Below are 26,109 nucleotides of genomic sequence, written 5' to 3'. Positions count from 1 at the left end.
GCTAACATGTCAGAATTAAAACCTATTTTTAATGCCCTGTTGCGCTCTAAAGCGGGTGCACTCATGTTGCTGTTTCAAATCGCTATTACCACCGCGATAGTCAGCAATGCGGCTTTTATTATTTACGACCGGATGACTTATCTGAACAAAGAAACAGGTTACCCGGAAGATGAACTATTTTACTTCCGTCTTACCAGCTTTGAAGAAGGCGCTGATTACAATCAACAGATTGAACTGGACGAAACACTGCTGCGCAATATTCCCGGGGTTATCAACGCCGCTAACTTCACCGCAGTGCCATTATCCGGTAGCGGCTCTAATTCCAGCTTTAGCGTAGTTCCTGCGCCAGAAGAAGGTCGCTCTGCAAATGCCGCCTATACCATGTCAGATCACAATGCGATCGACACACTTGGCGTGAAGATTATTGCTGGCAGAGACTTTACTGAAGAAGACGTGGTTTATGCCCAAAATTATAACAAACTGCCTACCGTGGCAATTGTCAGTAAAGCCTGGGCTGACGAAATTTTTCCGGACGAAGACGCCCTGGGCAAGGTATTTTATGTACGCAACGCACCGGCCAAAATAATCGGTATTGTTGAGCACATGACCGCTCCCTGGCCCAATAGCAGAGTAGCAGATAAGGTTATCATCTTCCCCTTGATCAATGGCACAGCAAGACAAAAATTCATTGTTCGCGCCCATGCTGGAGAGCGCGCCGCAATTATGCGTCAGGTAGAAGACTTACTGTTACAGGAAAACAATCAGCGTGTAGTCACTTCTTTGCAAGGACTGGACGAAGCCAAAGCAGAATACAACGCCTCCGATACATTAATGCTTAGAATGCTGGTTGTACTGATTGTGGTTCTGATCTCTGTGACAGCATTAGGTATCTTTGGTTTAACCCTGTTTAACATCAGCAAGCGCACCAAACAAATTGGTACACGTCGCGCCATCGGTGCCCGTAAGTCTGACATTATTCGTTATTTCTTACTGGAAAACACCATGGTTTGCGTGGCTGGATTAGTATTAGGCTGTATTGGTGCCATTCTGGTGGCCCAACAGTTAATGGAACTCTATTCCCTGCCCGCGCTGGATTACGCCTATGTTGTTGGCACAGCACTGTTTGTATTGCTGATCAGTCTCTTAGCGGTTATTGTACCTGCCAGAAGAGCTGCCAATATCTCACCCAGCATCGCCACTCGTAGCATTTAAGCCGCCTCCCATAGCAGCGCCAGATGCCTCTGGCGCTGCGATACAACTAGTAAAAAACAACAGGAAATATGGATAAAATACTGATTGTTGACGACAATCCTGCCGTACTCGATGCTTTGTCTCTCATGCTGGAACTGCATGGCTACCAGCCAATTACCGCCACCAGCCCCGCTGAAGCCTTGCGGGCTGTGGATTATCAAAGCATTACTCTGGTTATACAGGATATGAATTTCTCCGCAGATACCACTTCTGGCGAAGAAGGTGTCACCCTGTTTTATCAGTTGCGCGAACTCAATGCGCACTTGCCCATTATCCTTATCACCGCCTGGACAGAACTGGAACAAGCAATTGCACTGGTTAAAGCCGGGGCAGCGGATTACATTGCCAAACCCTGGGATGACAGCAAGTTACTCACCAGCATTGCCAATTTGATTGAATTAGGTAAAGCCAGAGAACAATCTGCGCAACTGGACAGAGTCAAACAAGCGCAACAAAGTGCCGTTCAGGCAGCCCAGAACATCGGCTTAATCTATGCCAGCGAGCCTATGCAACGCACAGTGGATATGGCAATACAAGTGGCCCGGTCTGATGTGTCGGTGTTAATCACCGGTCCCAATGGTACCGGTAAAGAAAAAATTGCCGAGCTGATACAATCTCAGTCCCCGTTAAAGCAGCAACCCTTTATTAAAGTCAATGCTGGTGCACTGCCCAAAGAACTGATAGAAGCAGAGCTGTTTGGTGCAGAAGCCGGTGCCTATACTGGCGCCAACAAAGCACGCATCGGACGTTTTGAGGCAGCTGATGGCGGCACCCTGTTTTTGGATGAGATTGGCAATTTACCATTAGACGGACAAACTAAATTACTCCGGGTTCTGCAAACCGGCGACTTTGAACGCCTGGGTTCGGTAGCCACCAAAAAAGTAAAAGTACGCGTTATTTCAGCGACCAATGCCGATCTGTTGAGCATGATTGCTAATGGAGAATTCCGGGAAGATCTGTACTATCGCCTGAATGTGATTGAGTTAAATGTGCCGCCCCTGTCGGAACGGCGCGATGACATTTTGCCTCTCATACAGCATTTTTTACCGGGCCGGGAAATCAGTAAAACAGCCCAGAAGCAACTCACTGAATACGACTGGCCGGGAAACGTCAGGGAACTGGAAAACGCCTGTAAGCGGGTTGAGGTATTGAAACCCGATGGCGTGTTGGAAGCACATGACTTTGCCTTATCCAAAAAGCCTGCTCAAACGGTAGAACAGATGAATACAGCCAGTGCCACAATAGTTACTGCACCGGCTCAAACTGAACCCGGAAAGCAGGATTTGCTGGACGCCATGAAAGCCCATCAAGGGGTCATTGCCAGAGTGGCGAAGCAATTTGGTATGAGCCGCCAGGCGCTGTATCGCCGTTTACAAAAATTTGGCATAGACTATTAAAGGCGTTTCTCAGGACTCGATTCAACGCACATGAACCTACAATTAAAACTACAAAAAGTGGTGCTCTGCTGCACCCTGTTTGCCTGCATCCCTACCCTGTATTTGATGCAGACCAGTGTGGCTAGCAAACTATTACTTTTAGCCGTGGTGGTAACTTTTAGCTGGCAATTAAGCGGTTACGCTCTGCGCCGCTTCAATCTGGGCATGGCGGGACTTGAAACCGGCTTACTCAACTTTCTGGATGGCGAATACGCATCGCTGCTTTCTTATAATGATGATGACGAATTAGGTCATCTGAGTCGGCTTTACAATCAAACCGCAGAAAAACTCCGCGCCGAAAAACACTGGATTTATCAACGGGAATTGATGCTGGATAAGGTATTGCAAAACTCCCCTGAAGTATTGTTGCTGATAAATGATCGTCAACAAGTGGTATTCAGCAACTGGGCAGCGCGACACTTTTTTCATATTACTAATACCAAACTGGAAGGATTACAGTTGGAAGAGCTACTCAGTAAAGCTCCGGACGGCGTCAGTAACGTTATTCAGCAGGCTCAGGAAGGTTTGTTTAGCCTCACCAGTGACACCGATGAGCAGCAAACCTGGCACTTAGCCACCGGACAGTTCCTACTGAACAACCAACAGCATCAATTGTATATTTTTAAGCAAATGACGCGTGAACTGAGCCGCCAGGAAGTGGCCGTTTGGAAGAAGGTAATACGCATCATCAGCCATGAACTTAACAACTCCCTTGGCCCCATTTCATCCATGTTAAACAGCGGAAAGTTACTCACTGAGCAGGTGCAAGATGAGCGCTTAAACCGGGTATTTAACACTATTGAAGAACGCATCAAACACCTGGTCACTTTCGTCCAGGGGTACGGCAAATTTGCCAAACTCCCTGAGCCCAGATTGCAAACTATTCGGTTTAAAAAACTGGCAGAACAGTTAGCCGAGCAATGGTCTTTTAACGCTGACTATCCACAAAACCTGGAATTCAGTGCTGACCCAATCCAATTGGAACAACTGCTGATCAATCTGTTGAAAAACGCTCATGAATCCGGCTCTGACGCCAATGACATCACCCTGCGAGTTGAGAAAAAACCGGACCGTATCGTGATAGAAGTGCTGGATAAAGGCAAAGGCATGTCCGAGTCGGTACTTTCTCAAGCCCTGATCCCCTTTTACTCCACAAAGAGCAGCGGCAGTGGCTTAGGTCTGGCCCTTTGCCGGGAAATCGCCGAAGCACATCACGGTCATATTGCGCTGCAAAACCGATCAGAAGGAGGATTGTGCGTGCGGGTGAGCTTGCCGGGGATGTAGAATTCTGTTCGCTACTCAGCACAATTACCAACTTTTTTGAGTGGAATTCGAAAATAGTCAGACCAAACCAAAACCATCAAAGAATCTGTTTTATCTTTTTCTTGAATCAAGATACTTAGTTTCCGCAGATTAGGGGCGTAAGAGTATTCATGCTCTCACTCTGTATTCTTTGTTCCAAACTTCTCAGTAGTTTCTTTACTGGTTATTTTTCTAATATCCAACCTAAAACCTGTACTTTGGTACAGGTTACATTTTCATACTGCCCTTGCATAATAAAGGCACCTGCAAAAAGCAGGCATATTATTTTCAATAAAAGGAATTTTGTAATGAAAGATAAGAACATTAGAGTTTTAAATAGTGAAGAACTGGACATGGTGAATGGGGCTTTTGGTCCTTCTGGAGCTGTTATTGGTGGTATTTCAGGTGCTATATCCGGAGGAATGACAAATGGCTGGCGCGGAGCACTATTCGGAGGGGTAATGGGCGCAGCTTCTGGATTTCTTGGTGGGTATGCTGGTGCTTTGTGGAGCAGCGGCTACCGTGCAGCCTCAATAAGCATGGGAGCAAATTCTGTCGGAGCCGGCGTTGCGGGAAGTGCCGACTGGATAGTAACTGAGAAGGAATAATAATAGTTGGGTTGGTTTTATCCAACCCATTATTGGGGGGTCAAAATGAATAGTTTAATGTTGTACCTATTTTCTTATTCCAGGAATTGGACAGAAAAAGATAAGAAATACTGGGAGAAGATGCGATGCAAAGGTGCAGTTCGCTTTATACTTGTTGAGGGAGTATTGAAATGGGGCGCCTTGTCTCTTACTATTTTTCTTTTTGCTACCTATAACTCACTACTGTTACAAGCCAAGAATCAAACAATATACATTTTAGTTACTGTAATTGTATGGTTCATTGGTGCAATTCTTTATGGGTTTCTCAACTGGAAGTACAGCAATATTAGCTTTGAAAAAAATTCAGTGGGTGACAGCTCACCGTTTTCGGGTTCATACCCAAAAAAATCAGAATAGCCAGGGAAATTAATCCCTGGTTCCCTGTTGTTTTGCCTTCAACAAAATCTCCAAAACAGTATTATTCTCAATTCTCGACGCAAAGTGTTTATCCAATACTTATTGCAACTTTGCAGTCTTATACATCAGTCCAAAATATAATATTCACTGGAAAGTCAGGCTTTACTCTTTTTCAAAAATTCGCCACTTATCCCAATTTTTATAACAACCACCCGATTTCAGTTTAATTTATTTACCCCTCGGCTTTTATAAGAGCGTGTTGATTGTCTAATAACCAGGAACAATAAAATGAACATCAAATCCACACTCAAAAAGTTACTCATTGTTGCATCAGTTTTCGCATTGGTCGTAGGCGGATTTCTGACTCATGCTCTGGCGGGCTTAAATGCCCAACCTGTGGTTTTCGCCCCGCCACCTGCGTTTGTTGAACAGTATGCTGCAAATATGCAATTTACCACTCGAGACTCTGAATCCAAGGGAGCTGAGGAATCGGAAAGCGATAAACTCACGCAAAATATTGAAGCCGAAATGGCCTTGATGCGCAGAGTATTCTTTGAAAATGAATCCAGTAAATTAATTTTACCTCTATTTTCTCATCCAGAATATGGGCAGCGAGTAAAGGTAGCAACGGCATTTGCGGCCTTCAATGGTGAATATACTCATGATGAAGAAAGCGGCTTTCCAGAAAAGAGAACCCTGTTTTGGAAAGAAGCTGAGCCACACTTAGCGCACATTCAAAACGCCTTGTACGAAGCGCTTATTGCCACAGCAATAGACCAAACACCCAATATGATCACCAATACCCAAATCACCTCAAGATGCTAGCTTTCAGCGTGAGATAAAAAACGTTTAGACAAGTAAAAATGACGTAGGCATGGTTGCTCTCACGTCAAGTCATTTTAGTGCAGTATAAACGTTTTTTGGCCACGCCCTTCGGGAGCAACACAGCACTTCCATTACTGTGTTGCATGTGTTTGAAAGGTAGCCGACATTCCTTCTCACATGCGCCTTGTACTGAAAGCGCTGTGATAGCTCTGAAACAGTATCTTGAGGTGATTTGGGTATATACACTGGCCTGGATGCCGGGCCAGGGTGAAGAAACGGTAGAAATGCTTGCCTGGGCGGCAAGACATCACTCCGAATGGTGGGTGCGTAGATTTTCCATTTTCTTTGTCTCAGAGTTTGGCAACAATGAGCCGTTAGCCTAATCACTGTTAAGTGAGCTGGTCCACGATCCAGAATATAAAGTGCGTAAAGAAGCTTTTGATCTCAGAATCGCAAGATTATCCCGAGCAATTTAATACCATAACCTCTGGGGAAAATCATTTCAGTGCAAATGATTTTCCTTTTTTGCTATCTCAATCCCACACACAAATGACATTTGAATTTCACGCTGTTGGTACTGATGCGCCGATTCTTCCCGCTTTATTAAATTAACTCCACAGAAATGTTAATCATTTGTAAATTTTATGTAATGAATACGTATGCATGCGGTTCAAATATTGTACAGAGTTAGTCAGACTAAACCCGGACAAAAAATTAGACGTCCCGCTTTCCTTGTGCACACGGCGGTTTCGCTTTTTTTGATACTACGATTAACAATCACAGTGTTGAGATTAGAAAATGATTAAAAAGTTAAGACAATTACTCACGGGTATCGTGATATCAGCCGTATGTTATTTACCCGCTGCTCAGGCAGATGTCATCCTGCACGCCTTTAACTGGGAATATTCAGAAGTTGCCTCCAAGGCGCAGGAAATTGCCAATCTGGGCTATAAAAAAGTACTGGTATCTCCGGCTTATAAATCCAGTGGTAACGAATGGTGGGGCAGATATCAGCCACAAGACTACCGTGTTATCGACAACCCTTTGGGGGACACCAATGACTTTCAGGCCATGATACAGGCGCTGCAGTCTGTAGGCGTTGAGACCTATGCCGATATCGTGTTTAACCACATGGCTAACGAAGCCTGGCTGCGCTCAGACCTGAATTACCCCGGTAGTCTGGTACTGGATGAATATGCACAGAACGCAAGTTACTACAATTCTATCAAGCTATTTGGTGAGCTTACCGACAACCTGATCGCCCCCTGGGATTTCCACGATCCAGGCTGTATCACCGACTGGAACAATCCGGGCCATGTACAATACTGGCGCTTGTGCGGTGGTAACGGCGATACCGGCTTACCGGACCTGGATCCAAATAACTGGATTGTGGCGCAACAAAAACAATACCTGCAAACCCTTAAAAACATGGGTGTAACTGGCTTTCGGGTAGATGCGGTTAAACACATGACCAACTATCACATCAACGCGATATTCGACCAAAACATTAAAAATGGTGTGCATGTATTTGGTGAAGTGATCACTTTTGGCGGTGCAGGTAACTCAGACTACGATAACTTTCTGGTTCCTTATATGAGCGGCACGGGGCACGCGGCTTACGACTTCCCACTATTTGCACAAATGCGCAGTGCTCTGGGTTTTGGTGGTTCCATGAGCCAGTTAGTTGACCCAGGCGCTTATGGGCAGGCACTGCCAGGTTCGCAAGCCGTCACCTTTAGTGTTACCCACGATATTCCGCTGAATGACGGCTTCCGCTTCCAGATATTAGATCCCACCGACGAATTCCTGGCCAATGCTTATATTCTGGGACGCAACGGCGGTGTCCCCATGATTTATTCTGATCACAATGAAAGTGCAGACAAAGGCGACAACGGTCGCTGGCAGGATATGTATAAACGCGGTGACATAGCCGGCATGATTGATTTCCACAACAGTGTGCAAGGCTCTGGTATGCAGGTGATTAGCCACAGCGACTGCCACATTCTGTTTAAACGCGATCATCAGGGCGTAGTCGGTATCAACAAGTGCGGTAATGGCATTGATGTTTGGGTAGATACTCAGGCTGATAACCTGTGGTGGTATCGCAACTATCGCGACACCTTAAGCAGCGATGTGCAATACATCACCAGCCAATGGCATAAGTTCTACCTGCCTGCCCGCGGCGCCAGAATGTGGTTGATGGAATAAAGATTCTGTTTAAGAAAAGTTCCAGAAGCCCGGTTATTTCGGGCTTTTTTGTTACTCATTTTTATACTGCTTACTCAATTTCAATTCATTAAGCATCACCATAGTTATACCGATAATAGCTATATTCGTAGTAACCGGATTAAACGCTTCTATTAACAGCTGTGGCTGCAAAAACGCTACAAAGAATAGTAAACCTATTAGGACGGCAATGTTCAAAAGCAAAACAGGTATTGAGCGATAGAATATAAATAACAAAATGCCAAACAAGACTTCGCCAACTCCAGCAAATTTTGTAATGTTGTAAGAAACCTGCTCAGAAAAACCAAAGCTGCCTGTCATTAGCTTTTCCAGTGGTGCTATGTGCAAGAGTTTTGGAAAAAAGCCATGATATACCCATGAAAAGCTTACAATAAATCGCGCTATCTGCATTGATGACATTTATTTTTCCTTTATGTGGGCCTGACTGGGGCTCACATGGACTTAGTGAATGCCGATTTTGCTGAAGCAAAATTCGGCCAGTCAGACAGTAATCGACACATCAGCCCAAAGTGTCGGTTGACAGTACAGTGCTTTGATGTTGCTTTTTCGAAGGGGAGCTCCCCTTCAACCCCCATTTGCCCCTGCCGCGAGAAACATAAGCCTCAAACGCATAATCTTTGTAGATATGAGGTAGGTTGGACTTTAGTCCAACGAAGATGTTAAATGCCGGCAACGGTGTCTGACTGAAGTCAGACCTACAAAGACATCCATGTTGCCGATCTTCAGATTATATCTGCTATTTCGGCTTATCTCGCGAAGGAGCCTGATTTCTTCGGACTTCGACACAACTGTGGCGGTTACTTTATAAGATAACCCTTTAAGCCTTGTATTTGAGTCATCGCACTACGTCTGCTGTCATATAACTGGTAAAAATTTAGATTCAGGCAAATTAATCCAGGGCAAAAAAGCCCTGGAATGACATTTTTATTTTTCGCTTTCATCAGTAACGTATTCCAGAATATCGCCTGGCTGGCAATCCAGAGTGGCGCAGATTTGCTCCAGGGTGCCAAAACGGATGCCTTTGACTTTACCAGTGCGCAGTAAAGATAAATTTTGCTCTGTGATACCCACTTTGGCCGCCAGCTCTTTGCCGCGAACTTTGCGTTTTGCCAGGATATCATCCAGATTTACCACGATTGGCATAGCTACTCTCTATCTCACCGGGCTAAATAAATTGCTTGTTTTCTGCTTCCAGCGCACTGGCCTTTACCAACAGATCACTGAGAACCCAAAAGATAATCGCCAGCGCCAGCATTTTAAGTTCGGTGCTACCCAGTACCAGGGTAAACATCTTTTGACCAGAGGGATGATACCAGGACAAGAGCACACTGACAGCCGCCAGATGAACTGGTTTTAATATCGCTTGCAGCAATAAAAATAAGGAAAACAAACGCAAGTAACGACTATTGGTCGTATTGAACAGTTCACCTTTGGCAAAGTTTATAAAGGCTTTGCGCAAATAATAAAGCCCTGTCAGGCCCACAGCCAGGTAACCGAATGTTAGCACCCACAATGCATACCATTGAGCGTCGGTCACTGTTTGCCATTGGATGGCTAAATTCAGAATAGACTGTGAGAAAGTCGCAAACGCCTGAATGTCAAAGGCGTAATAAACAGCGCTCAACGGCGTCACCAGCAACATAGTCAGGCAGCCCCAGGATATCAATTTGGATAAGGTTTTGGTCATAAGATGCTCAACAGTTAGCTCGCTCTATGCAATGGATTGGCATAGTAACTTATTGTTTTACAATAAGCAGCCTGTCGACACATTTTGCACTACCTTAAAATGTAAAACCTCATTTAGATGACTTCATGAATTTTAGATGCACAATACCGACAATTAAGCCCCATAAAATAGAATTTAATCCCAACAACTGAATTCCGGATAAGGTGATTAAAAAGGTCAGTATGGCGGACTCTCGACCTGAGGCATCGGCAAAACATGATTGTAAACACATCAACAAGGTGCCTAACAATGCAAACCCCGCCAGCATTTCGATTACAGGCTCTGGCATGGCCAAAAATAAATTAACTACTGTCGTGGCAAATATCCCAGCTAACAGATAAAACAATCCAGCCCAAAGCACCGCCTTATAGCGCTGTTTAGCATCGCCATCCACATCAGGAGTCATGCAGATGGCTGCCGATATCGCCGCCAGATTAAGGCTAAAACCACCGAATGGTGCTGCGAGCATGTTGGTTATTCCGGTAGTTAGCAAAACCGGTTTAACCGGTGCCTGATACTGGAAACTTTTTAACATGGCAATGCCCGGCAGATTTTGCGATAACATAGTGACCAGATAAAGTGGCAGTGACAAATTCAGGACCGCCATCAAATCAAACGATGGTGCAAGCCAAATGGGCTGAGCCAATTGAGTTACAGAGCCGTGCCAACTGAAGCCCCCCAATTCAGTCAATGAAATCAACAATGCCACCAACAATAAAACCGCCATCGCGTATCGTGGCAAAAAGCGATTTGCCAGTAAAAAACAGCCAAACATCAAAGCAAAATTCAGGGTATCAGTTTGCGCCACGGCAAAACTCTTAAGACAAAACGGCAGTAAAATCGCCGCCAGCATAGCAGTAGCTATGGCTGAGGGGACATTTTGCAATACATTGCGCAATGGCCGGATTAATCCGGTAATAAACAACATTGCTCCGGTTACCACAAAGGCCCCCAGAATTACCGCCATATCATAATTAAATGACGCCCCTGCCAGCATGGCTGCACCGGGCGTCGACCAGGCTGTTAATAAAGGCGTTTTATAGTGCCAGGACAACCCGATGGAGCTTAACCCCATGGCAAGTCCTAACGCCAACAACCAGCTCTCAGTCTGTTGTGCGCTGGCGCCCAGCGCTGTCGCAGCCTGAATAATAATCACGATAGAGCTGGTATAGCCCACCAAAACTGCGGTAAAACCAGCAGAGATGTGACTGATCCTGATTGTGTTTTTCATCAAAACCTCGATGTTTAAGCAAGCTGCTATGTTGAAATGAAATGGTTAATGTTATACTTCGTGCGTTATTGCGCACAAACAAAATAACACCGGACGCTATAACGCACAAGCGATAAAAACAGCAGATTTAGAAACCACTGAAATTTACAAGTCATCATGAAAGACAAACAGTTTTTGCAGGAAGTTGCCCAACACCTAAAAGCACTGCGTCAGCAAAAAGGCCTGAGCCTGGACGCCACCGCAAAGCTCACCGGCGTATCCAAAGCCATGTTGGGACAAATTGAACGGCAGGAATCCAGCCCCACCATCGCGACCTTGTGGAAAATCGCCAGTGGCCTGGAGTCGTCTTTTTCAGCTTTTTTTGCTAATCCAACAGAGTTGCGCGACAGTGAACGCGCCTTCCCCAATGATGGCAACATGCGAGTAAAAACCCTGTTTCCTTACCAAGCTGATTCTGGCATGGAAATGTTTGAAATCACCCTGACCCGGCATCACGAACAACAATCAAGTGCCCATAACGTTGGCGTTATAGAACACGTTCATGTGTTACAGGGAGAGCTTGCCCTGTTTTTTGACGATCAGTGGCATACATTTAACACCGGAGATTGTGTGCGTATTTTTAGTGATCAACCTCACGCATACAAAGCCCTGTCAGAAACCTGCATTTTTCAAAATATCATTTGTTATCCAGGTAATATCCCTGGAAAAACCTGATCAATTTTTAATCTACCCATCAACTTTATTACAATATAAATCATTAAGTTATCATCATTTTCGGCTATTTTTAGGTAATTATTCTTTACGCAGTGTAAAGATAATGTTAATTCTTTAATAACGCTGATGGCACGCTCAGCATAAACCACGGAAAGTGAAATCAGGATCGAGGAACAGAATTTATCAAGTTCCTTTTTCTTTGTTAGGGAATGACAACGCTGTCATTTATGCACAGGTTACATAAACCAAAAAACCAACAGAGGAACCTAAAATGACTTTTCAACGCAACGCCTACTTGCAAAAGATGGGCATTGGATTAACGGCCGCCACATGCTGTCTGATGTCATCAGCACTATGTGCCAATAGTTGGCAAACCGAAGTAGCGGTTGTTGGCGACGAAGGCCAATGGTGGAACAACTACACAATCACCGTCACTAACACCGGCAACGATGCCATCAACCTGGACGACGCCCTGCTGGCCTTCGATTCTCAAATTGTCACCAGCTCACCTAATTGGTCAGGCACAGGTATCAGCTACCCCGCCCTAAACGCCAGCTCTACCCAAAGCGGTAACCACTACAACAACTCATTGCAACTGGATTTTGAAGAAAACAGCTGGACAGATTCCTTGTTAGAGCCGGGCAATAGTGTGGTTCTGACCTACGGTGTCAGCGGTCAGATTGGGGTTACTCAAGTGCAGAGCAGTCTTAGTCTGACACTGGGCGGTAACACTTCCCCTTCTCTTGTTGTTTCCTTCAGCTCGCCCGTAAATAATAGCGAATACACAGAAGGCGATGTCGTTCTACTCTCTGCAGATGTACAGGCCACCAATACCAGCGTAACTCAGGTAAACTTTTACCTGGATAATCAGCTGTTGTACTCAGATACGGAATCCCCCTGGGAAACAAGCTGGACAGCAGCCAATCCCGGCCAAAAAGCACTACTGGTTGAAGCTTTAGACGGCAATAATTTAAGCGCGAATGACAACGCTGTCATATCAGTTATTGCAGATGTTCCTGATGGCTCTCTGTCAGTTTCCCTTGTGGAGCCGGTAAATGGCGCCAGTTTCGATGTTGGTGACAGTGTGGTTATTAGCGCTGATGTAAGCGCCAGCAATGCCGTTACCGACCGGGTAGATTTTTTTGTTGATGGGCAGTTGTTATCCACCGACAACAGCGCACCTTACAGTGCGAATTGGCAAGCTTCCGGCACTGGAGCCCACCAAATAACAGCCACTGCAGTTGATACCACTGGCGACATCAGCGACAGTGCCAGCGCCACGATTCAGGTAAATGCAGTAACAGAGCCTCAGGCACCGCAAATTACCCTGCAATCTCCGGGGAACAATCTGTTTGTCAATCAAAGCGTAACCCTAATGGCCGATGTCAGTGATGTGAATGACGACGTGCAAAGCGTTGAATTTTTTGCCGACGGCCAATCTATTGGCGTGGTTAGTCAGTCACCTTATCATCTGACCTGGCAGCCAGCACAATCAGGTACGGTTGCCCTATCCGCAACGGCCACCGATGCCACCAACCTCAACGGTCAAAGTGAAACTATTAGCGTAACCGTTAATGAAACCGGCACCGGAAACCTGTCCTGTGATATCACTCAAATTTATCGCGCAGACGGCAGTGAATGTATGGGAGATGATCACCCACGACGCATCATTGGCTACTTTACCTCATGGCGTACCGGCAAAAATGGCTTACCAGCTTATCTCGCAAAAGATCTGCCCTGGGATAAGCTCACCCACATCAATTACGCCTTTGCCACCATAAATACCCAAACCAATGAAATTCAGGTGTCCGCTGAAGCCACAGACATTGAATGGCCAGAAGTGTCAGGCGCAGAAATGGATCCGGAGTTCAGCTACAAGGGTCATTTCAATCACATTTCGTCCCTGAAAAAGCAATATCCCGATGTAAAAACCCTGATTTCTGTTGGCGGTTGGGCTGAAACCACCGGATTTTATGCCATGACCACCAACCTCGACACTTGCGGCGTCAACGCTGCTGGTATCGCGGCTTTTAACGCCTCAGTGGTTGAGTTTATTCGTCAGTACGGTTTTGACGGTGTCGATGTGGACTACGAATATCCTTCATCCATGCAGGATTCCGGTAATCCCATTGATTTTGCGATTTCCAACAAATGTCGTCCACAACTAATGGATAACTATGAAGTCTTTATGGATGAATTACGCACGGCTCTGGATAACGCGGGCGCACAAGACAATCGCAAATACATGCTCACTATTGCGGCACCGTCTTCCGGTTACCTGCTGCGTGGCATGGAAGATTTTGCTCTGGGAGATGTGCTGGATTACGTCAACATCATGACTTACGACCTGCACGGCGCCTGGAACGAATACGTTGGCCCGCAAGCGGCGCTATTCGATAACGGTGACGATGCCGAACTTGCAGCCGCCGGTGTTTATACCACAGCGCAATATCAGGAAATTGGTTACCTCAATACCGCCTGGGCTTATCAGTATTTCAGAGGTGCATTTGCACCGGCACAAATTAATATCGGTATCCCCTACTACACCCGGGGTTTCCAGGGCGTTACTGGCGGAACAAACGGACTTTGGGGTAAAGCCGCACTACCCAATCAAACCGAATGTTTACCCGGTACTGGAGCCAATACACCTTGTGGCTATGGTGCAGAAGGCATCGATAACCTGTGGCATGATCTGGACGATCAGGGCAATGAAATTCCGGCAGGCTCTATGCCTATGTGGCATGCGATGAACCTGATGCAGGCCGACAGCCTGAACTTTGGAGACATGCCCAGTTACGGCCCAGACTGGGGACTGGACAGCAATGATCCCTCTGACAAAATTGTTGGTGACTACGAGTATCACTACAGCCAGGCATTAGGTGCCAGCTGGTTGTGGAATCCGCAAAAACAAGTATTCCTGTCAATAGAAGACGAAACCTCCTTAACGCAAAAGCTGGATTTCATAATAGAAATGGGAGCCGGTGGCATGATGGTCTGGGAGATGGCTGGTGACTACGGCTTTGATGCAGAGAAAGGGGAATACACTTTCGGCACAACGCTGACAGATCTCGCCTACAACACCTTTGCCAATGCGTCACCAATGACCTTACAGCAAAATCCGTTGCCGGTACCAGATGAAGTAATTGATATCAGCGTGTCCACTCGTGACTGGCCAGCTGGTGATAACAATTACCCTATCAACCCAACTCTGGTGCTCACTAACAACAGCCAACACACCATTCCGGCTGGCAGCGAAATCCGCTTCCTGATGCCTACCTCCACCGGTGATGTCATTAAGGATTGGGATGGTGCCGGCGTGAATGTCACTGATTCGGGCTACACCGGCAGTAACTTTAAACTCAATGGCACGCGGGCGGACTTCCATACCGTCAGTATTCCGCTCAATGGCACTTCTAGTATTGCACCTGGTGCTGAGTTTACGGTGTCTATGGTGTATTACCTGCCGGTTTCCGGACTGGGTAATGGTTTACGAATTCAGGTAGGCAATAAAGTGCTTGGACTGAAATCCGCCTATCCACACTTACCTGAATTTACCGGTGACGGAGGTTCTGGCGGTGACGGCGGCAACGGTGGTGGCAATGGTTCGGATAGCTGCAACGAGCAAAATATCGATCCCGCCAGCTATCCGGCTTACCCCAACTTCCCGAATACCGACTGGCAAGGCAACCCCAGCCACGCCAACACAGGTGACCGTTTAACCCACCAAAACAGCGTTTGGCAAGCCAACTGGTGGACTACCGCAGAACCCGGTAGCGACGGTAGCTGGACAGCCATCTGTAACTATTAATTCAAGCTAAGGCCATTGGCGTTTTTCGTCAGTGGCCTTTTATCTATCAGCATAATCAAAGCAACAAGAGTAAGGAAAATGAAACTAAAACACCTCTCGCTGGCAACAGCATTGCTCGGCACCGGTTTTACCGGTCAGGCACTCGCGGCCGCCCCCGGTGCGCCCACCATTGACTGGATGGAAACCAACTTCGCCATTATAGAAATTGACGAAACCGCCAGTGCTTATCAACAATTAGTCACAGTAAAAGACTACGCTGAAATTCCCGTCAGCTGGTCAAAGTGGTCCGGCGATACCGCCACCTCAGCTCGGTATCTACTGGATAATACTGTCGTTTTAGAACAGACCTTAAGCGGAGGCGGCGCTTCGCAAACCGGGAGCGCCACTTTACAGGTAGCCACAGGTGGACAATATCAACTGAATGTTGAGCTCTGCAACGCCGACGGCTGTACGCCTGGAGCCTCCCCGGTGGCCATTAAGGTAGAAGATACCGACGGTAGCCACATGGATCCATTGGTGCTAAACGATGGTGAAAACAATCAACCCTATAACAACACCACAAATTCAGTGGTAGGCAGCTACTTCGTAGAATGGGGTGTGTATGGCAGAAAATTCCCGGTAGATAAAATGCCGGCCTACAACCTCACCCACATTCTGTATGGTTTTATTCCAATCTGTGGCCCCAATGATTCTCTGCAGGCAGCCAATCCAGGTGGACACAATGTACTGGTGGCCAGTTGTAACGGCATGCCGGATTTCAGTGTTACCATTCACGATATTTTTGCCGCAGTAACCAAAACCCAAAATGGCCAGGTGTCCGGGGATAGCTACCGGGGTAATTTTGGTCAGCTAATGGCTTTGAAACAGGCTTACCCTGACCTGAAAATCCTGCCATCTGTCGGTGGCTGGACCTTATCAGACCCCTTCTATTATCTGGGTGACAGCGCCAATCGCCAGACCTTTGTAGATTCCGTTGAGCAATTTTTACGTACCTGGAAGTTTTTTGATGGCGTGGACATCGATTGGGAATACCCCGGCGGTGGCGGTGCCAATGGCAGCCTGGGCAATCCGGCAACAGACGGAGAAACCTACCGCCTGTTGATGCGAGACTTGCGGGCCATGCTGGACATATTAGAGGCTGAAACCGGCCGAACCTACGAACTCACTTCAGCGGTGGGCGCTGCTGAACAAAAAATCAATCGCATTGATTACCAGGCCACTCAGCAGTACATGGATTACATATTCATCATGTCCTATGACTTCTACGGGGCTTTTGACCTGAATAAACTGGGACACCAGGCAGGTGTTTATGCGCCCGATTTTCGCGCTGGTGATGCCCACACCCAGCAATTTAATCTGAGCGGAGCCGTTGATGAATTTCTGGCTCAGGGAGTATCGCCCTCCAAATTAGTAGCTGGTGTTGCCATGTACGGACGAGGCTGGACAGGCGTTAGTGGTTATGATCAAACCAGTCATATGAAAGGAACTGCCACAGGCCCGGTTGCTGGTTCCTGGGAGCCAGGCGTGGTGGACTATCGCGATATCGCGCAATACCGCAACTCACCAGAGTGGACTTATCATTACGACAACACAGCAGAAGCGCCCTACTTATTCAAAGCCAGCAGCGGCGATCTGATCACTTATGACGATGCCACTTCCGTTCAGGCTAAAGGTGACTTGGTAGCAGCAAAAGGACTGGCGGGTTTGTTCTCCTGGGAAATTGATGCTGACAACGGTGATATCCTCAACGCCATGCATGTCGCCCTTGGCCATGGCGGCGGCACCGGCAACATCGCTCCAACTGCGCGCGCCGGGTTAGACCAAACCGTTTCTAACCTGCCTGCCACCGTCACACTCAACGGCAGCAGTTCCACTGATCCAGACGGCGATACGCTGAGCTATCAATGGCAACAGATATCTGGTCCTGCGGTAACGCTGAACAATGCCAATAGTGCCATCACCTCTTTCAGCGCAGGCGCTGTAAGTCAGGATGAAGTACTGGTGTTTGAACTCACCGTTAACGATGGTGCGTTAAATGATACAGATAGCGTGCAAATTACGTTAAAAGCACAATCACAAGGCAACACGGCTCCTGTGGCAGATGCAGGTAGTAATCAAACCGTGGCTGCAAATGCAACAGTAACCCTGGATGCCAGTGCCTCCTCTGATGCAGACGGCGATACTCTAAGCTACAGTTGGCAACAGCTGTCAGGAACGGCAGTTACTCTTAGCAATGCTAATTCAGTGCAAAGCAGCTTTAGTGCCCCAACGCTGTCCAGTAATGAAGACCTGGTGTTCCAGGTGTTAGTAGACGACGGTACTGACAGCGACTCTGCAACCGTAACAATTACAGTAACCGGCACAAGCACCGGAAACCCTTGTGATGCCACCGATCCTAATGCTGGCAATTATGCTGCCTGGAGTGCAGGTGCAACTTATACCGGTGGTGCGACCGTCAGTCACAACAATCTGGTGTGGCAGGCTAACTGGTGGAACCAGAACTCAGCGCCATCCAACAGCAATTCGGCATGGACCTTGTTAAGTGATGTAGAGTTTCCCTGGGATGCGGGTGTTGCTTATACCGGAGGCAGCGAGGTAAATCATCTGGACAGACGCTATGTGGCCGCATACTGGACTCAAGGTGACGAGCCAGGTGTTGCTGCAGTGTGGAGCGATATTGGCCCGGCTTCCTGCCAATAATAGATTTCTTTCCTCAGCAAAAGCAAAAGGCGAACCCACTGGTTCGCCTTTTTTATATTAAAAAATCTAAAGCAAGCTCAGCTTTGGAATTCTTTGTTGAAACGCTTAGCAAACTTAGGCAGGTCAACACCGTTACATTTGATATTATTTTTGCTGATGTTTAAACGATCTTTAGCAGCAACAAAAGCTTCGTTTGAAGTCGCAGCAGCAATACACAACTCAGACTCTGGCGCATTGTCTACATTTTCAAATGCGATAACAGTAGCAGTCTCTTCTTTAGCGTTGTTGTATTTAGCAACGAAGTCATTGATAGGCATGCCGTTACACTGAACGTTAGCGTCGCGACCTTTAACAGTTTCACCGTTTTGAACAGCAACAATGCACAGTTCAGTGAACTTAGAGCTATCAACATTTACGAACTCAACAGCAGATGCAGTGTGAGCAACAGCAGCGAAAACAACAGTAGCCAAAACAGACTTTAACATAACAACCTCTTAAATTTATATGTGGGGTACAGAACAAAAAACGCGCACATTTTAATCTTTGGTTGCTATTTGACAAATGAGAATAATTCCATTTTTGAATTAGATTTTTTAATGTGTAAATGGATTATTAACAATTTATACAGAGTATCGTTAAAAATACTCCAAAGATATTCATTTGTATTCCTATTTGTCATTTTTTTGACGTGAAAAGTGTCAAAAAAATTGCAGCACAACTCAAACAACATTAACTGTTCGGACTTGTATTAAATAGTGTATCCGCAGCAAGAATTCAGAATCGGTGCCCTGATATCGTCGCGCTAAATAGATCATCGATACATTAGTACGGTTAAGTGAGACGAATACCAGGACTCTATCAGAACAAATATCCAGAGCGTTCTATGATGTAGGCCTTCCAGAAATCTACTTACAAAAAACTTATTAGAATTGAGTGTGGCAGGTATTCATTAGAGATATAAATAGAAAAAAGCGATAAGATAATGTCGAATATGAAAGCTTAAAAGGGCGTGTGCCAGTCAAGACACCGCCAGCTCAATAAGCGTGTGATATCAACAGGATAACCATTGCAAACAATCACAAAACCATCCTTTGACACTCAGCATACTGCCCTTGTTGCCGGCACTGCACTGGGCTTCCTGTGTAGTGTATTCTTGCTCGCCGGCGATCAATACGGCCAGGTTAACATTTTAATCTTACTGGGGCTTTTCGTAGCAATACCTGTGTTGGGTGCACTGCTCTCAATTTTGCCGCTAACCACCAAAGAGCCTCATATCATTGAACAATTAAAGTCTCGATTTGTGTTTCTCTTGGGCAATTCACCGGTGGGTTACGATGAAAAAGTTAAACGGCTAATTGTCTTGTACCACGGACAATATGCTGGCGTCGGTTTGGCAACCGGAAGCATTCTGGCCTTGCTGTTGCTGTTGGTCTTCACTGACATGCACTTTGTATGGCGCAGCACACTGCTGACACCGGAAGTCCTGCTCCCGATATTAAAAATCATCGCGTTGCCCTGGTACTTCTGGCAAGCGGCACAACCAAGCATGGAGCTATTGGCCGCATCTCAAGACTCAAGGCTAACCCTTCATACCGGAGAAGTTATGCCCTTCTCAAACTGGTGGCCATTTATTATGGCTTGTCAGCTTTTCTACGCCCTTTCTCTGAGGGTATGCCTGATGGGTTACCTGCGTTTGCGAATTCTAAGAACGTTAAAGAAGAAACAAACACAGCCGAATTTTAATAGCTCTGTAAATAACGAAGTATCGTCATCATCCTCAACCACATCGCTCCCCAAAGAATTTCTTTTGGTAAATTGGGCTGGTTTTCCTGAAGCGATACTCAATCAGTTACCACCTAATCTTAAAGCACAGCCCATGATTAACGCAGGGCCACTGGCGGATGAAGCAGCAAGTCACAACGAAGCCGATTCCAAACTAGTCATTTTAGTTAAAGCCTGGGAGCCGCCACTTCAGGAGTTAAAAGACTATATTGACGATAAGCAGGGCTTGATTTGCCCGGTAGAACTACAACGTGATGCCATCGCAGCACCAAAGCAACAACACCTTGATGAGTGGCAGCGGTTTGTGGCAACAACGTCGCAGTGGACACTTTATGTCGGAGATTTACACTCATGAGTAACCTATCAATACCGACATTCACCGTAGTTGGGCATCCCAACAAAGGTAAATCCAGTATCGTTGCTACCCTGGCCCAAACCGACCAGGTTGCCATCAGTCAGCGCAGTGGTACAACCGAGCACGCAGATCGCTACGAAATCAATATGCCCAGTGGCAAACTGGTGTTGGTGGACACACCGGGATTCCAGCGCCCATTCAAGGCCCTTAAATGGCTGGAAAGTCATGTCAAAGATGCCAGCGACAGAGCAAATACGGTGGCCAGATTTGTAGATTCCCCGGAATGCCAACAGGCGTTTCCCGATGAGGTGCGATTACTCACGCCAATAGTAGCGGGCTCCGCCATCATCTACGTGGTAGACGGCTCAAGACCCTATGGCCCGGAATACGAATTCGAGATGGAAATATTAAGATGGAGCGGTCAGCCCAGAATGGCGCTGATCAATCCCATCGAAAATGAGATGTATATCGAACAATGGCAAAACGCACTGGGCCAATACTTTAACTCCGTAAAAGTATTCAACCCTATGACGGTGGAATTTGACAAGCAAAATGCGCTATTCAGAACCTTTGCCCACCTGAATGAAAAGTGGCAAGAGCAACTGAATAACATTAGCAAGGATCTGCAAACCAGACGACAAAACCAATTACTGCATAGTGCCAGTATTCTGGAGCAATTATTGCGGGACGTGTGCAGCTATAGCGTGGCACAAAAAGTCTTGTCTAAATCGCAAGCCAACACCCTGTCGCAACCACTGAAACTGCAATTTGAGCAATGGATAAAACAGCGTGAGCAGGAAGCCTTCAACCAGGTGTTATCTGTATACCAACACCAAAACACCGCACTGTCCGGCGATGAGCTAATCTTTCCACCCAATCTGTTTGAGGTAGAACAATGGTACCTTTGGGGTTTGAACAAGCAACAATTGATAGCAGCCACAGCACTAACCGGTGCCATGGGTGGCGCCACTTTGGACATAGTGACAGGTGGAAGCTCGTTGATGTTAGGTGCGCTGGGCGGTGGCGCTGTCGGTGCCGTTGGCGCAGCGATATTCCCCAATAAAATCGCCAATATGAAAATAAAAGGCTTAAAAACAGGCGGATGGAATGCATCCTATGGCCCCATGAAAAACGCTAACTTCCCCTACGTTATCCTTGGCCGCTTTTTATATTTCCACAAACAGGTTTGCAACCTTAACCACGCCAATCGCAGCGCCCTCTCCCTGTCCTCTCAGGATTTTCAGAAGATGGTGAGCAACATGGAAAGCGACCTGAAAAAATCCCTCAACGTCGCTTGCGACAAACTAGTAAAGCAACGACCACCAAAAGATTTAAGAGAGATTCTGACCCAGGTGATGACGGCGTTTTAGGCAAGTATACGATAAAGAATAACGTTGATTTTATAGCTGTTAATTTTCTAAATTATTGTATATTTTTCGCTGTTCTTCATATTTGCGTTATAACACTTTAGGCGGTAGGTATATAGTAAACTCGTTAATTGGTTCTACAAGAACACTATGAGCACTTTGTTGTTCTTCTTCTGTAACTAAACCCAATCGAGACAACAAGGCAAAATTAGCTGATTTAATTTTTGCTGGGGATACTTTTAATTGCTTGTGCCACACTCTATAGGTCCCCAATTTTCCATCTCTTCGATAATAAAAACCTGCTAACGGATGCGTTAAGTAAACGAGCCCAGTTTCTGTATCTGGAAAGCCAGGGAGCTCCAATTTACAACCTTTTTGCTGTGTCAATTCAACTTGCGCTGGCGCCCAATTTGCTTCTGTCGTCATTTTGTACTTTTTGTATATATATTCTGATGCATCAAAATCGCAATCGAAATTAACATCGCCAGAGTACCAGGGAAGATTCCAAACAAACCTTGGCACTGCAAGAGTCCATGAATCCAATGTAGTACCCAAGAACCATACACACCGCTCATTTGTATTTTTGTCAATAATGTAGATCCGATAATTGGTTTGTCCCATTGTGAATTTGGGGAATGGGTATGCAGCAGATGTAAAATCAACATCAATAAACGGAACTACAGATATTAAGGCTTTTTCCTCACCATTAATTTTTAATGTATCTAGTTCAAAACGCTCTGGAAAAAGCCCGGCAAATCTTGAAGGATCCACCGCGTAGGTAATTATTGCAAAGTGCTGTAATTTGCATAAAACATCAATTCCAGTGGGTTTAGGTCTGGGGTGGAGGAAATCATTAAATTTAAGTGCATCCAACGTCTGGTCGTCCCTGAAATATACTCTTTTAGTTAAAGACGCGAAGACACCTCTCCGCAAACTTGATTTATATGCTTAATTAAGATGTTAAACCACCGCGCTTCTGAAGGCCAGATATTCAGTGGTCTGGTTATAATATTGTTTAATTAACAATCGCTGTTCTGTTCGAAGCCCGGAAAAATCTCGCCCTTTCGCGAGATAAGCCGAAAGAGCAGAAAAAACCTGAAGATGGGCAACATGGACGTTGTCTCTGGCAACTTATGTTGGTTCGACTTCAGTCGGACAACGGTAGTTGATTTGGATTGTTATGCCAAACTGGCCGGTTATTGTTCTCTGCAAAATTGGCCTTTCGGAAAACGGTGCTTGCTTCAGTTTGCTTTGTCGAACTGAAGTTCAACCTACAAAACATTAACATGACACTAACCTTAACATGACACCCACTTTAAATTGGTTAAATAATGCATCGCTGTTCTGTTCGAAGCCCGGAAAAATCTCGCCCTTTCGCGAGATAAGCCGAAAAAGCAGAAAAAACCTGAAGATAGGCAATAGGGATATATTTGTAAGTCTGACTTGAGCTACATGGATGTAGTGAATGCCGATTTTGCAGGAGCAAAAATCGGCCAGTCAGACAGCGTTGCTGGCTTTTAGCATATTCGTTGGACTAAAGACGCCACAATCTACAATGGTTCTGCGAATTAGGCTTATATTGTCTCGCGTCAGGGCTAAATGAGGGTGAAGGTGAGCGCCCCTTTGAAGAAGCGCAATCAAAGTACTGAGCACTCAATCTGACTCCATCAACAGATTCCATCATCCGATTTCTGAGCGACAGGCTGTTGTTCCTGCAATACTAGCAGCTTTGAGAAATGTGTTTGATTGAACTGAGCCAAGCTAAGTGTTATGTGAACCTGGATGCCAACTTTTTATACACAGCTTCTTTATCTCTTTTACCGATAGCTATTACGTAGACAGTGATTTCATCATCAATAACCTCGTATGCTAATCGATACCCGGCTGTTCGAAGCTTTATCTTGTAGACTGAATCATAACCACGAATCTTTGCAGATGGCACATGAGGATTTTCCAGTCGCTCTTTCAATTTCTTTTTGAATTGACTTTGAATCGGTGGAGCAAGTTTACTCCATTCTTTTTGTGCTACGGGTAAGAACTTTAGCTTATAAGTCATCGATAGCTTATAAGTCATCGATATTGACTTCTACCGCTTCTGATAAATCTCCACGACGGCTTTCAACCAGTTTTGCCAGCTCGTAGTCATCGAGCATATCCATCAATAACTCGTAAGTTTCCGCCGGAACAAGATAAGCTGCAGGTTTATTGTGATTCAAAATGGCGATCGGCGAACCATCAGCTTCATTCAACAAAGCGGTTGGATTTTTCTTTAACTCTGAAATACTTGCTGAACAATCAGCCAGAACCTGTCTCATAATCACACCAATAAAGCATCAAAATAAGAGCCAATTTTAGACCTTTTTATTGATTGCCGCTAGTGATTATTAGAGCCTTACGCAAACCAGGGCTAAATAGCCCTGGTTGTTAAGTTTAAATTTCGGTGAATCTTTATACCACCGAGGCTGGTAGCTCACTTACCAGCCAACCTATTACTGTTAAGGCGCCAGCATACATCAAAATACCGGCGTAGTTGGCCATCAATATCAATGCTATCAAGGGGAGCACCAGACTCCAGGCTAACCATTTTCTGGCTTTGATCGGCACCTGCAGATTAACGACACGTTTAGCATCTGATTTTTCAAACAGCTGTCTGCGTCTCGGATCTGAATGAGCCAATAGCATTACAATCAGCACTGCGAACAGAATAAAGGGCAAAGTGTGTATCAGGTGATTCATGACATTGCCTCTTGCTGTTCATTTACCTGCATATCTTGCGATTGCTGTTTTTCCATCTGGCGCTTGTCTGTGCGCTTTGCCCTATATAAGCCCACTACACACCATGCGGCGCAGGCCAGCATAGCCAGATCAACAAACAACACCGCAATCATGTCGTTTTGTACTGCCTGAATCCAGCCCACATCAGAGGTGGCAAAGCGCAGTACCGGTAAAAGCAAGCAAAACAAGCCATTGGCAGCCAGTAACCAATTTTTCAGGACATTCAGTTTTTTAATCAACAGGGTTGCAAGAGTGATAACACCGGCGGCAATAACAAAGGATAGCGGAGTCCAGAAACTCTGATTTAGAGCCAGGCCACCACTGATAAAGAAGCCAACAGCACTGCTTAATGAACACAAAGGAAGCCCGTAAAAGCCCCAGACACAAAAGCGGCTGAACCAGCGCCAATCTGTCTCAGACTTTTCATTGCGAAAGGCGTAGAGCTGCAACCCGGTGATTGTAACGTAACAAGAAGCGACGCCCAGACTTATCCAGATGATTTTGGATATCAGGCCTGCAAAAGTGCCAAAATGAATGGGGTAAATCAGTGACATAATGGCGCTGCCCGCAGAGGGTACCGTACCAACCTGTGGCTTGTACTCTTCAAATTCTCCATTGGTGCCGTTGTATACCAGTTGCTCGAACCCTACCCCACCTTCATTGGGCATAAAAAAAGTAAGCAAGCTGGCGGATTCGGTTCCCCAGTGAGATGCCACAACAAAAATAGGTGCGATGGACTCCCGCTGAGCGGAGTCAGCCACCATAGTATTAATATTGGCAGAAGCTAACGCCGCTTCACTTTTTTCCTGCTGTTCGCCCACCAGGGTATGCATCATAGCTTCCTGATCACCGCCAAAGGCCACCACAGCCATGGCTGGTAAGCCAAAAGCGGTAGCAAAACTAAAGAAGCTACCGGTAAAGGCCAGTAATATCGCAAACGGAATACTCCAGGTACCGGCTACAGTGTGTGAATCGCGCTTTAAGGCTTTGCCATCGCGCTGCTTGCGGATGGCAAACATATCGGTAAATAAATGACGATGCATCATAAAGCCAGACACAGCCGCAATCAGCATAGCCAGTCCCAGAATACCGGTCAGTATCAATCCCCAGGGGGAAGGAATGTGAAGTTCGGTATGAATGGCAACTAAAAACCGGCTCAAAGCATTGCTGTCATCCTGAGCGTAAAGTTCTGTGCTAAAGCCTTCTTGCTGCAATACCACTTCACCTTGCGGATCCACAATGTACTGAACGCCATACTCATCCATTTCACCGACAGGGTTTTGGCGATGGGTATGAAAGAAATACACTAGCTGTTGGCGATGGTTTTCATAAATAGAAATTTCTTCGTGATACTCTGCAGGAGTCTGTTCCGTTAACCGTTTTATGGTGCCATCCAGGTCGCTACTTAACATCAGATTGATGTGGTGATTACTGTTGGACCACTCTCCTATTTCGTCAGAGACTACCGCCACAGTACCGGTAAATATCACCGCATAGAGCAGCATCCCCAAAGCAATGCCTGACCAGGAATGTAAACTGAGCAAAGACTTCGCTTTAGAGCGAATTTCAGTGTTAGGTGTTGTCAT

At 46.0% G+C, this 26,109-nt stretch carries 23 protein-coding genes; 13 read left to right on the top strand and 10 right to left on the bottom strand.

Annotation, left to right across the window (positions count from 1 at the left end; translation table 11 throughout):
- Positions 1–6 precede the first annotated feature (6 nt).
- The 8 genes from ACXAD8_RS00670 to ACXAD8_RS00635 all read left to right on the top strand — a co-directional run bounded on the left by ACXAD8_RS00670 (position 7) and on the right by ACXAD8_RS00635 (position 8,026).
- Complete coding sequence (locus ACXAD8_RS00670) at positions 7–1,212, top strand: ABC transporter permease (RefSeq protein WP_475223976.1); 1,206 nt, start codon at positions 7–9, stop codon at positions 1,210–1,212.
- Positions 1,213–1,280: 68 nt separating this feature from the next.
- Positions 1,281–2,648: a sigma-54-dependent transcriptional regulator gene (locus tag ACXAD8_RS00665; RefSeq protein WP_475223974.1), complete on the top strand. Its 1,368-nt coding sequence runs from the start codon at positions 1,281–1,283 to the stop codon at positions 2,646–2,648.
- Positions 2,649–2,678: 30 nt separating this feature from the next.
- Positions 2,679–3,971: a sensor histidine kinase gene (locus ACXAD8_RS00660; protein ID WP_475223972.1), complete on the top strand. Its 1,293-nt coding sequence runs from the start codon at positions 2,679–2,681 to the stop codon at positions 3,969–3,971.
- Positions 3,972–4,120: 149 nt separating this feature from the next.
- A complete protein-coding gene (locus ACXAD8_RS00655; protein ID WP_475223970.1) occupies positions 4,121–4,597 on the top strand; it encodes a hypothetical protein in 477 nt (158 codons plus the stop codon).
- A gap of 45 nt (positions 4,598–4,642) precedes the next feature.
- Positions 4,643–4,993 carry a hypothetical protein gene (locus tag ACXAD8_RS00650; protein ID WP_475223968.1) on the top strand — a complete coding sequence of 117 codons (351 nt, stop codon included), beginning with the start codon at positions 4,643–4,645 and terminating at the stop codon, positions 4,991–4,993.
- A 288-nt stretch (positions 4,994–5,281) separates the two neighbouring features.
- Positions 5,282–5,818, top strand: a complete 537-nt coding sequence (locus ACXAD8_RS00645) for a hypothetical protein (RefSeq protein WP_475223967.1) — start codon at positions 5,282–5,284, stop codon at positions 5,816–5,818.
- Between the two features lie 200 nt (positions 5,819–6,018).
- On the top strand, positions 6,019–6,201 hold the full coding sequence (locus tag ACXAD8_RS00640; protein ID WP_475223965.1) for a hypothetical protein: 183 nt from the start codon (positions 6,019–6,021) through the stop codon (positions 6,199–6,201).
- Between the two features lie 415 nt (positions 6,202–6,616).
- Positions 6,617–8,026 (top strand): alpha-amylase family protein, encoded by a 1,410-nt coding sequence (locus ACXAD8_RS00635; protein WP_475223964.1) that lies wholly within the window; start codon positions 6,617–6,619, stop codon positions 8,024–8,026.
- Positions 8,027–8,077: 51 nt separating this feature from the next.
- Here ACXAD8_RS00635 and ACXAD8_RS00630 read toward each other — a convergent pair whose 3' ends face one another.
- The 4 genes from ACXAD8_RS00630 to ACXAD8_RS00615 all read right to left on the bottom strand — a co-directional run bounded on the left by ACXAD8_RS00630 (position 8,078) and on the right by ACXAD8_RS00615 (position 11,034).
- On the bottom strand, positions 8,078–8,464 hold the full coding sequence (locus ACXAD8_RS00630) for a DoxX-like family protein (RefSeq protein ID WP_475223963.1): 387 nt from the start codon (positions 8,462–8,464) through the stop codon (positions 8,078–8,080).
- 525 nt (positions 8,465–8,989) lie between these two features.
- The gene (locus ACXAD8_RS00625) at positions 8,990–9,208 is read right to left on the bottom strand and encodes a helix-turn-helix domain-containing protein (RefSeq protein WP_475223962.1); all 219 of its coding nucleotides are present in this window, start codon (positions 9,206–9,208) and stop codon (positions 8,990–8,992) included.
- Between the two features lie 22 nt (positions 9,209–9,230).
- Positions 9,231–9,752, bottom strand: a complete 522-nt coding sequence (locus ACXAD8_RS00620) for a DUF2975 domain-containing protein (RefSeq protein WP_475223960.1) — start codon at positions 9,750–9,752, stop codon at positions 9,231–9,233.
- Positions 9,753–9,861: 109 nt separating this feature from the next.
- Entirely contained in the window at positions 9,862–11,034 is a 1,173-nt protein-coding gene (locus ACXAD8_RS00615) for a benzoate/H(+) symporter BenE family transporter (protein WP_475232838.1), read from the bottom strand.
- Between the two features lie 144 nt (positions 11,035–11,178).
- On the opposite strand from ACXAD8_RS00615, the gene ACXAD8_RS00610 reads away from it, so the two are divergent.
- The 3 genes from ACXAD8_RS00610 (at position 11,179) to ACXAD8_RS00600 (ending at position 18,244) form a co-directional block, all read left to right on the top strand.
- Complete coding sequence (locus tag ACXAD8_RS00610) at positions 11,179–11,736, top strand: helix-turn-helix domain-containing protein (RefSeq protein WP_475223958.1); 558 nt, start codon at positions 11,179–11,181, stop codon at positions 11,734–11,736.
- Between the two features lie 271 nt (positions 11,737–12,007).
- A complete protein-coding gene (locus ACXAD8_RS00605) occupies positions 12,008–15,544 on the top strand; it encodes a glycosyl hydrolase family 18 protein (protein WP_475223956.1) in 3,537 nt (1,178 codons plus the stop codon).
- A 78-nt stretch (positions 15,545–15,622) separates the two neighbouring features.
- A complete protein-coding gene (locus ACXAD8_RS00600; protein WP_475223955.1) occupies positions 15,623–18,244 on the top strand; it encodes a glycosyl hydrolase family 18 protein in 2,622 nt (873 codons plus the stop codon).
- A gap of 77 nt (positions 18,245–18,321) precedes the next feature.
- Here the strand turns inward: ACXAD8_RS00600 and ACXAD8_RS00595 are convergent, their stop codons facing one another.
- Entirely contained in the window at positions 18,322–18,729 is a 408-nt protein-coding gene (locus ACXAD8_RS00595) for a hypothetical protein (RefSeq protein ID WP_475223954.1), read from the bottom strand.
- A gap of 581 nt (positions 18,730–19,310) precedes the next feature.
- On the opposite strand from ACXAD8_RS00595, the gene ACXAD8_RS00590 reads away from it, so the two are divergent.
- Positions 19,311–20,381 carry a DUF2868 domain-containing protein gene (locus tag ACXAD8_RS00590; protein WP_475223953.1) on the top strand — a complete coding sequence of 357 codons (1,071 nt, stop codon included), beginning with the start codon at positions 19,311–19,313 and terminating at the stop codon, positions 20,379–20,381.
- Positions 20,378–21,751 (top strand): GTPase/DUF3482 domain-containing protein, encoded by a 1,374-nt coding sequence (locus tag ACXAD8_RS00585; RefSeq protein ID WP_475223952.1) that lies wholly within the window; start codon positions 20,378–20,380, stop codon positions 21,749–21,751. The genes ACXAD8_RS00590 and ACXAD8_RS00585 overlap by 4 nt, the downstream gene beginning before the upstream one ends.
- Positions 21,752–21,838: 87 nt before the next feature.
- On the opposite strand, the gene ACXAD8_RS00580 is transcribed toward ACXAD8_RS00585, so the two are convergent.
- The 5 genes from ACXAD8_RS00580 to ACXAD8_RS00560 all read right to left on the bottom strand — a co-directional run bounded on the left by ACXAD8_RS00580 (position 21,839) and on the right by ACXAD8_RS00560 (position 26,109).
- On the bottom strand, positions 21,839–22,621 hold the full coding sequence (locus ACXAD8_RS00580) for a YqjF family protein (RefSeq protein ID WP_475223950.1): 783 nt from the start codon (positions 22,619–22,621) through the stop codon (positions 21,839–21,841).
- An 895-nt stretch (positions 22,622–23,516) separates the two neighbouring features.
- Positions 23,517–23,804: a type II toxin-antitoxin system RelE family toxin gene (locus ACXAD8_RS00575; RefSeq protein ID WP_475232837.1), complete on the bottom strand. Its 288-nt coding sequence runs from the start codon at positions 23,802–23,804 to the stop codon at positions 23,517–23,519.
- Between the two features lie 7 nt (positions 23,805–23,811).
- Entirely contained in the window at positions 23,812–24,063 is a 252-nt protein-coding gene (locus tag ACXAD8_RS00570) for a type II toxin-antitoxin system Phd/YefM family antitoxin (protein WP_475223948.1), read from the bottom strand.
- Between the two features lie 133 nt (positions 24,064–24,196).
- Positions 24,197–24,484: a hypothetical protein gene (locus ACXAD8_RS00565; RefSeq protein WP_475223947.1), complete on the bottom strand. Its 288-nt coding sequence runs from the start codon at positions 24,482–24,484 to the stop codon at positions 24,197–24,199.
- Positions 24,481–26,109, bottom strand: coding sequence for a PepSY-associated TM helix domain-containing protein (locus ACXAD8_RS00560; protein WP_475223945.1), 1,629 nt, complete (start codon positions 26,107–26,109; stop codon positions 24,481–24,483). The genes ACXAD8_RS00565 and ACXAD8_RS00560 overlap by 4 nt, the downstream gene beginning before the upstream one ends.

The organism is Planctobacterium sp. AWH2_060 (assembly GCF_056158425.1).
This window is presented reverse-complemented; position numbering and strand designations above follow the sequence as displayed.

Bases quoted from the DNA above. Each gene is read 5' to 3' on its own strand.
- ACXAD8_RS00595 (WP_475223954.1), bottom strand. From the start codon at position 18,729: ATGTTAAAGTCTGTTTTGGCTACTGTTGTTTTCGCTGCTGTTGCTCAC.
- ACXAD8_RS00660 (WP_475223972.1), top strand. From the start codon at position 2,679: ATGAACCTACAATTAAAACTACAAAAAGTGGTGCTCTGCTGCACCCTG.
- ACXAD8_RS00630 (WP_475223963.1), bottom strand. From the start codon at position 8,464: ATGTCATCAATGCAGATAGCGCGATTTATTGTAAGCTTTTCATGGGTA.
- ACXAD8_RS00650 (WP_475223968.1), top strand. From the start codon at position 4,643: ATGAATAGTTTAATGTTGTACCTATTTTCTTATTCCAGGAATTGGACA.
- ACXAD8_RS00645 (WP_475223967.1), top strand. From the start codon at position 5,282: ATGAACATCAAATCCACACTCAAAAAGTTACTCATTGTTGCATCAGTT.
- ACXAD8_RS00565 (WP_475223947.1), bottom strand. From the start codon at position 24,484: ATGAATCACCTGATACACACTTTGCCCTTTATTCTGTTCGCAGTGCTG.
- ACXAD8_RS00600 (WP_475223955.1), top strand. From the start codon at position 15,623: ATGAAACTAAAACACCTCTCGCTGGCAACAGCATTGCTCGGCACCGGT.
- ACXAD8_RS00670 (WP_475223976.1), top strand. From the start codon at position 7: ATGTCAGAATTAAAACCTATTTTTAATGCCCTGTTGCGCTCTAAAGCG.
- ACXAD8_RS00605 (WP_475223956.1), top strand. From the start codon at position 12,008: ATGACTTTTCAACGCAACGCCTACTTGCAAAAGATGGGCATTGGATTA.
- ACXAD8_RS00620 (WP_475223960.1), bottom strand. From the start codon at position 9,752: ATGACCAAAACCTTATCCAAATTGATATCCTGGGGCTGCCTGACTATG.
- ACXAD8_RS00610 (WP_475223958.1), top strand. From the start codon at position 11,179: ATGAAAGACAAACAGTTTTTGCAGGAAGTTGCCCAACACCTAAAAGCA.
- ACXAD8_RS00625 (WP_475223962.1), bottom strand. From the start codon at position 9,208: ATGCCAATCGTGGTAAATCTGGATGATATCCTGGCAAAACGCAAAGTT.
- ACXAD8_RS00575 (WP_475232837.1), bottom strand. From the start codon at position 23,804: ATGACTTATAAGCTAAAGTTCTTACCCGTAGCACAAAAAGAATGGAGT.
- ACXAD8_RS00585 (WP_475223952.1), top strand. From the start codon at position 20,378: ATGAGTAACCTATCAATACCGACATTCACCGTAGTTGGGCATCCCAAC.
- ACXAD8_RS00655 (WP_475223970.1), top strand. From the start codon at position 4,121: ATGCTCTCACTCTGTATTCTTTGTTCCAAACTTCTCAGTAGTTTCTTT.
- ACXAD8_RS00570 (WP_475223948.1), bottom strand. From the start codon at position 24,063: ATGAGACAGGTTCTGGCTGATTGTTCAGCAAGTATTTCAGAGTTAAAG.
- ACXAD8_RS00635 (WP_475223964.1), top strand. From the start codon at position 6,617: ATGATTAAAAAGTTAAGACAATTACTCACGGGTATCGTGATATCAGCC.
- ACXAD8_RS00665 (WP_475223974.1), top strand. From the start codon at position 1,281: ATGGATAAAATACTGATTGTTGACGACAATCCTGCCGTACTCGATGCT.
- ACXAD8_RS00560 (WP_475223945.1), bottom strand. From the start codon at position 26,109: ATGACAACACCTAACACTGAAATTCGCTCTAAAGCGAAGTCTTTGCTC.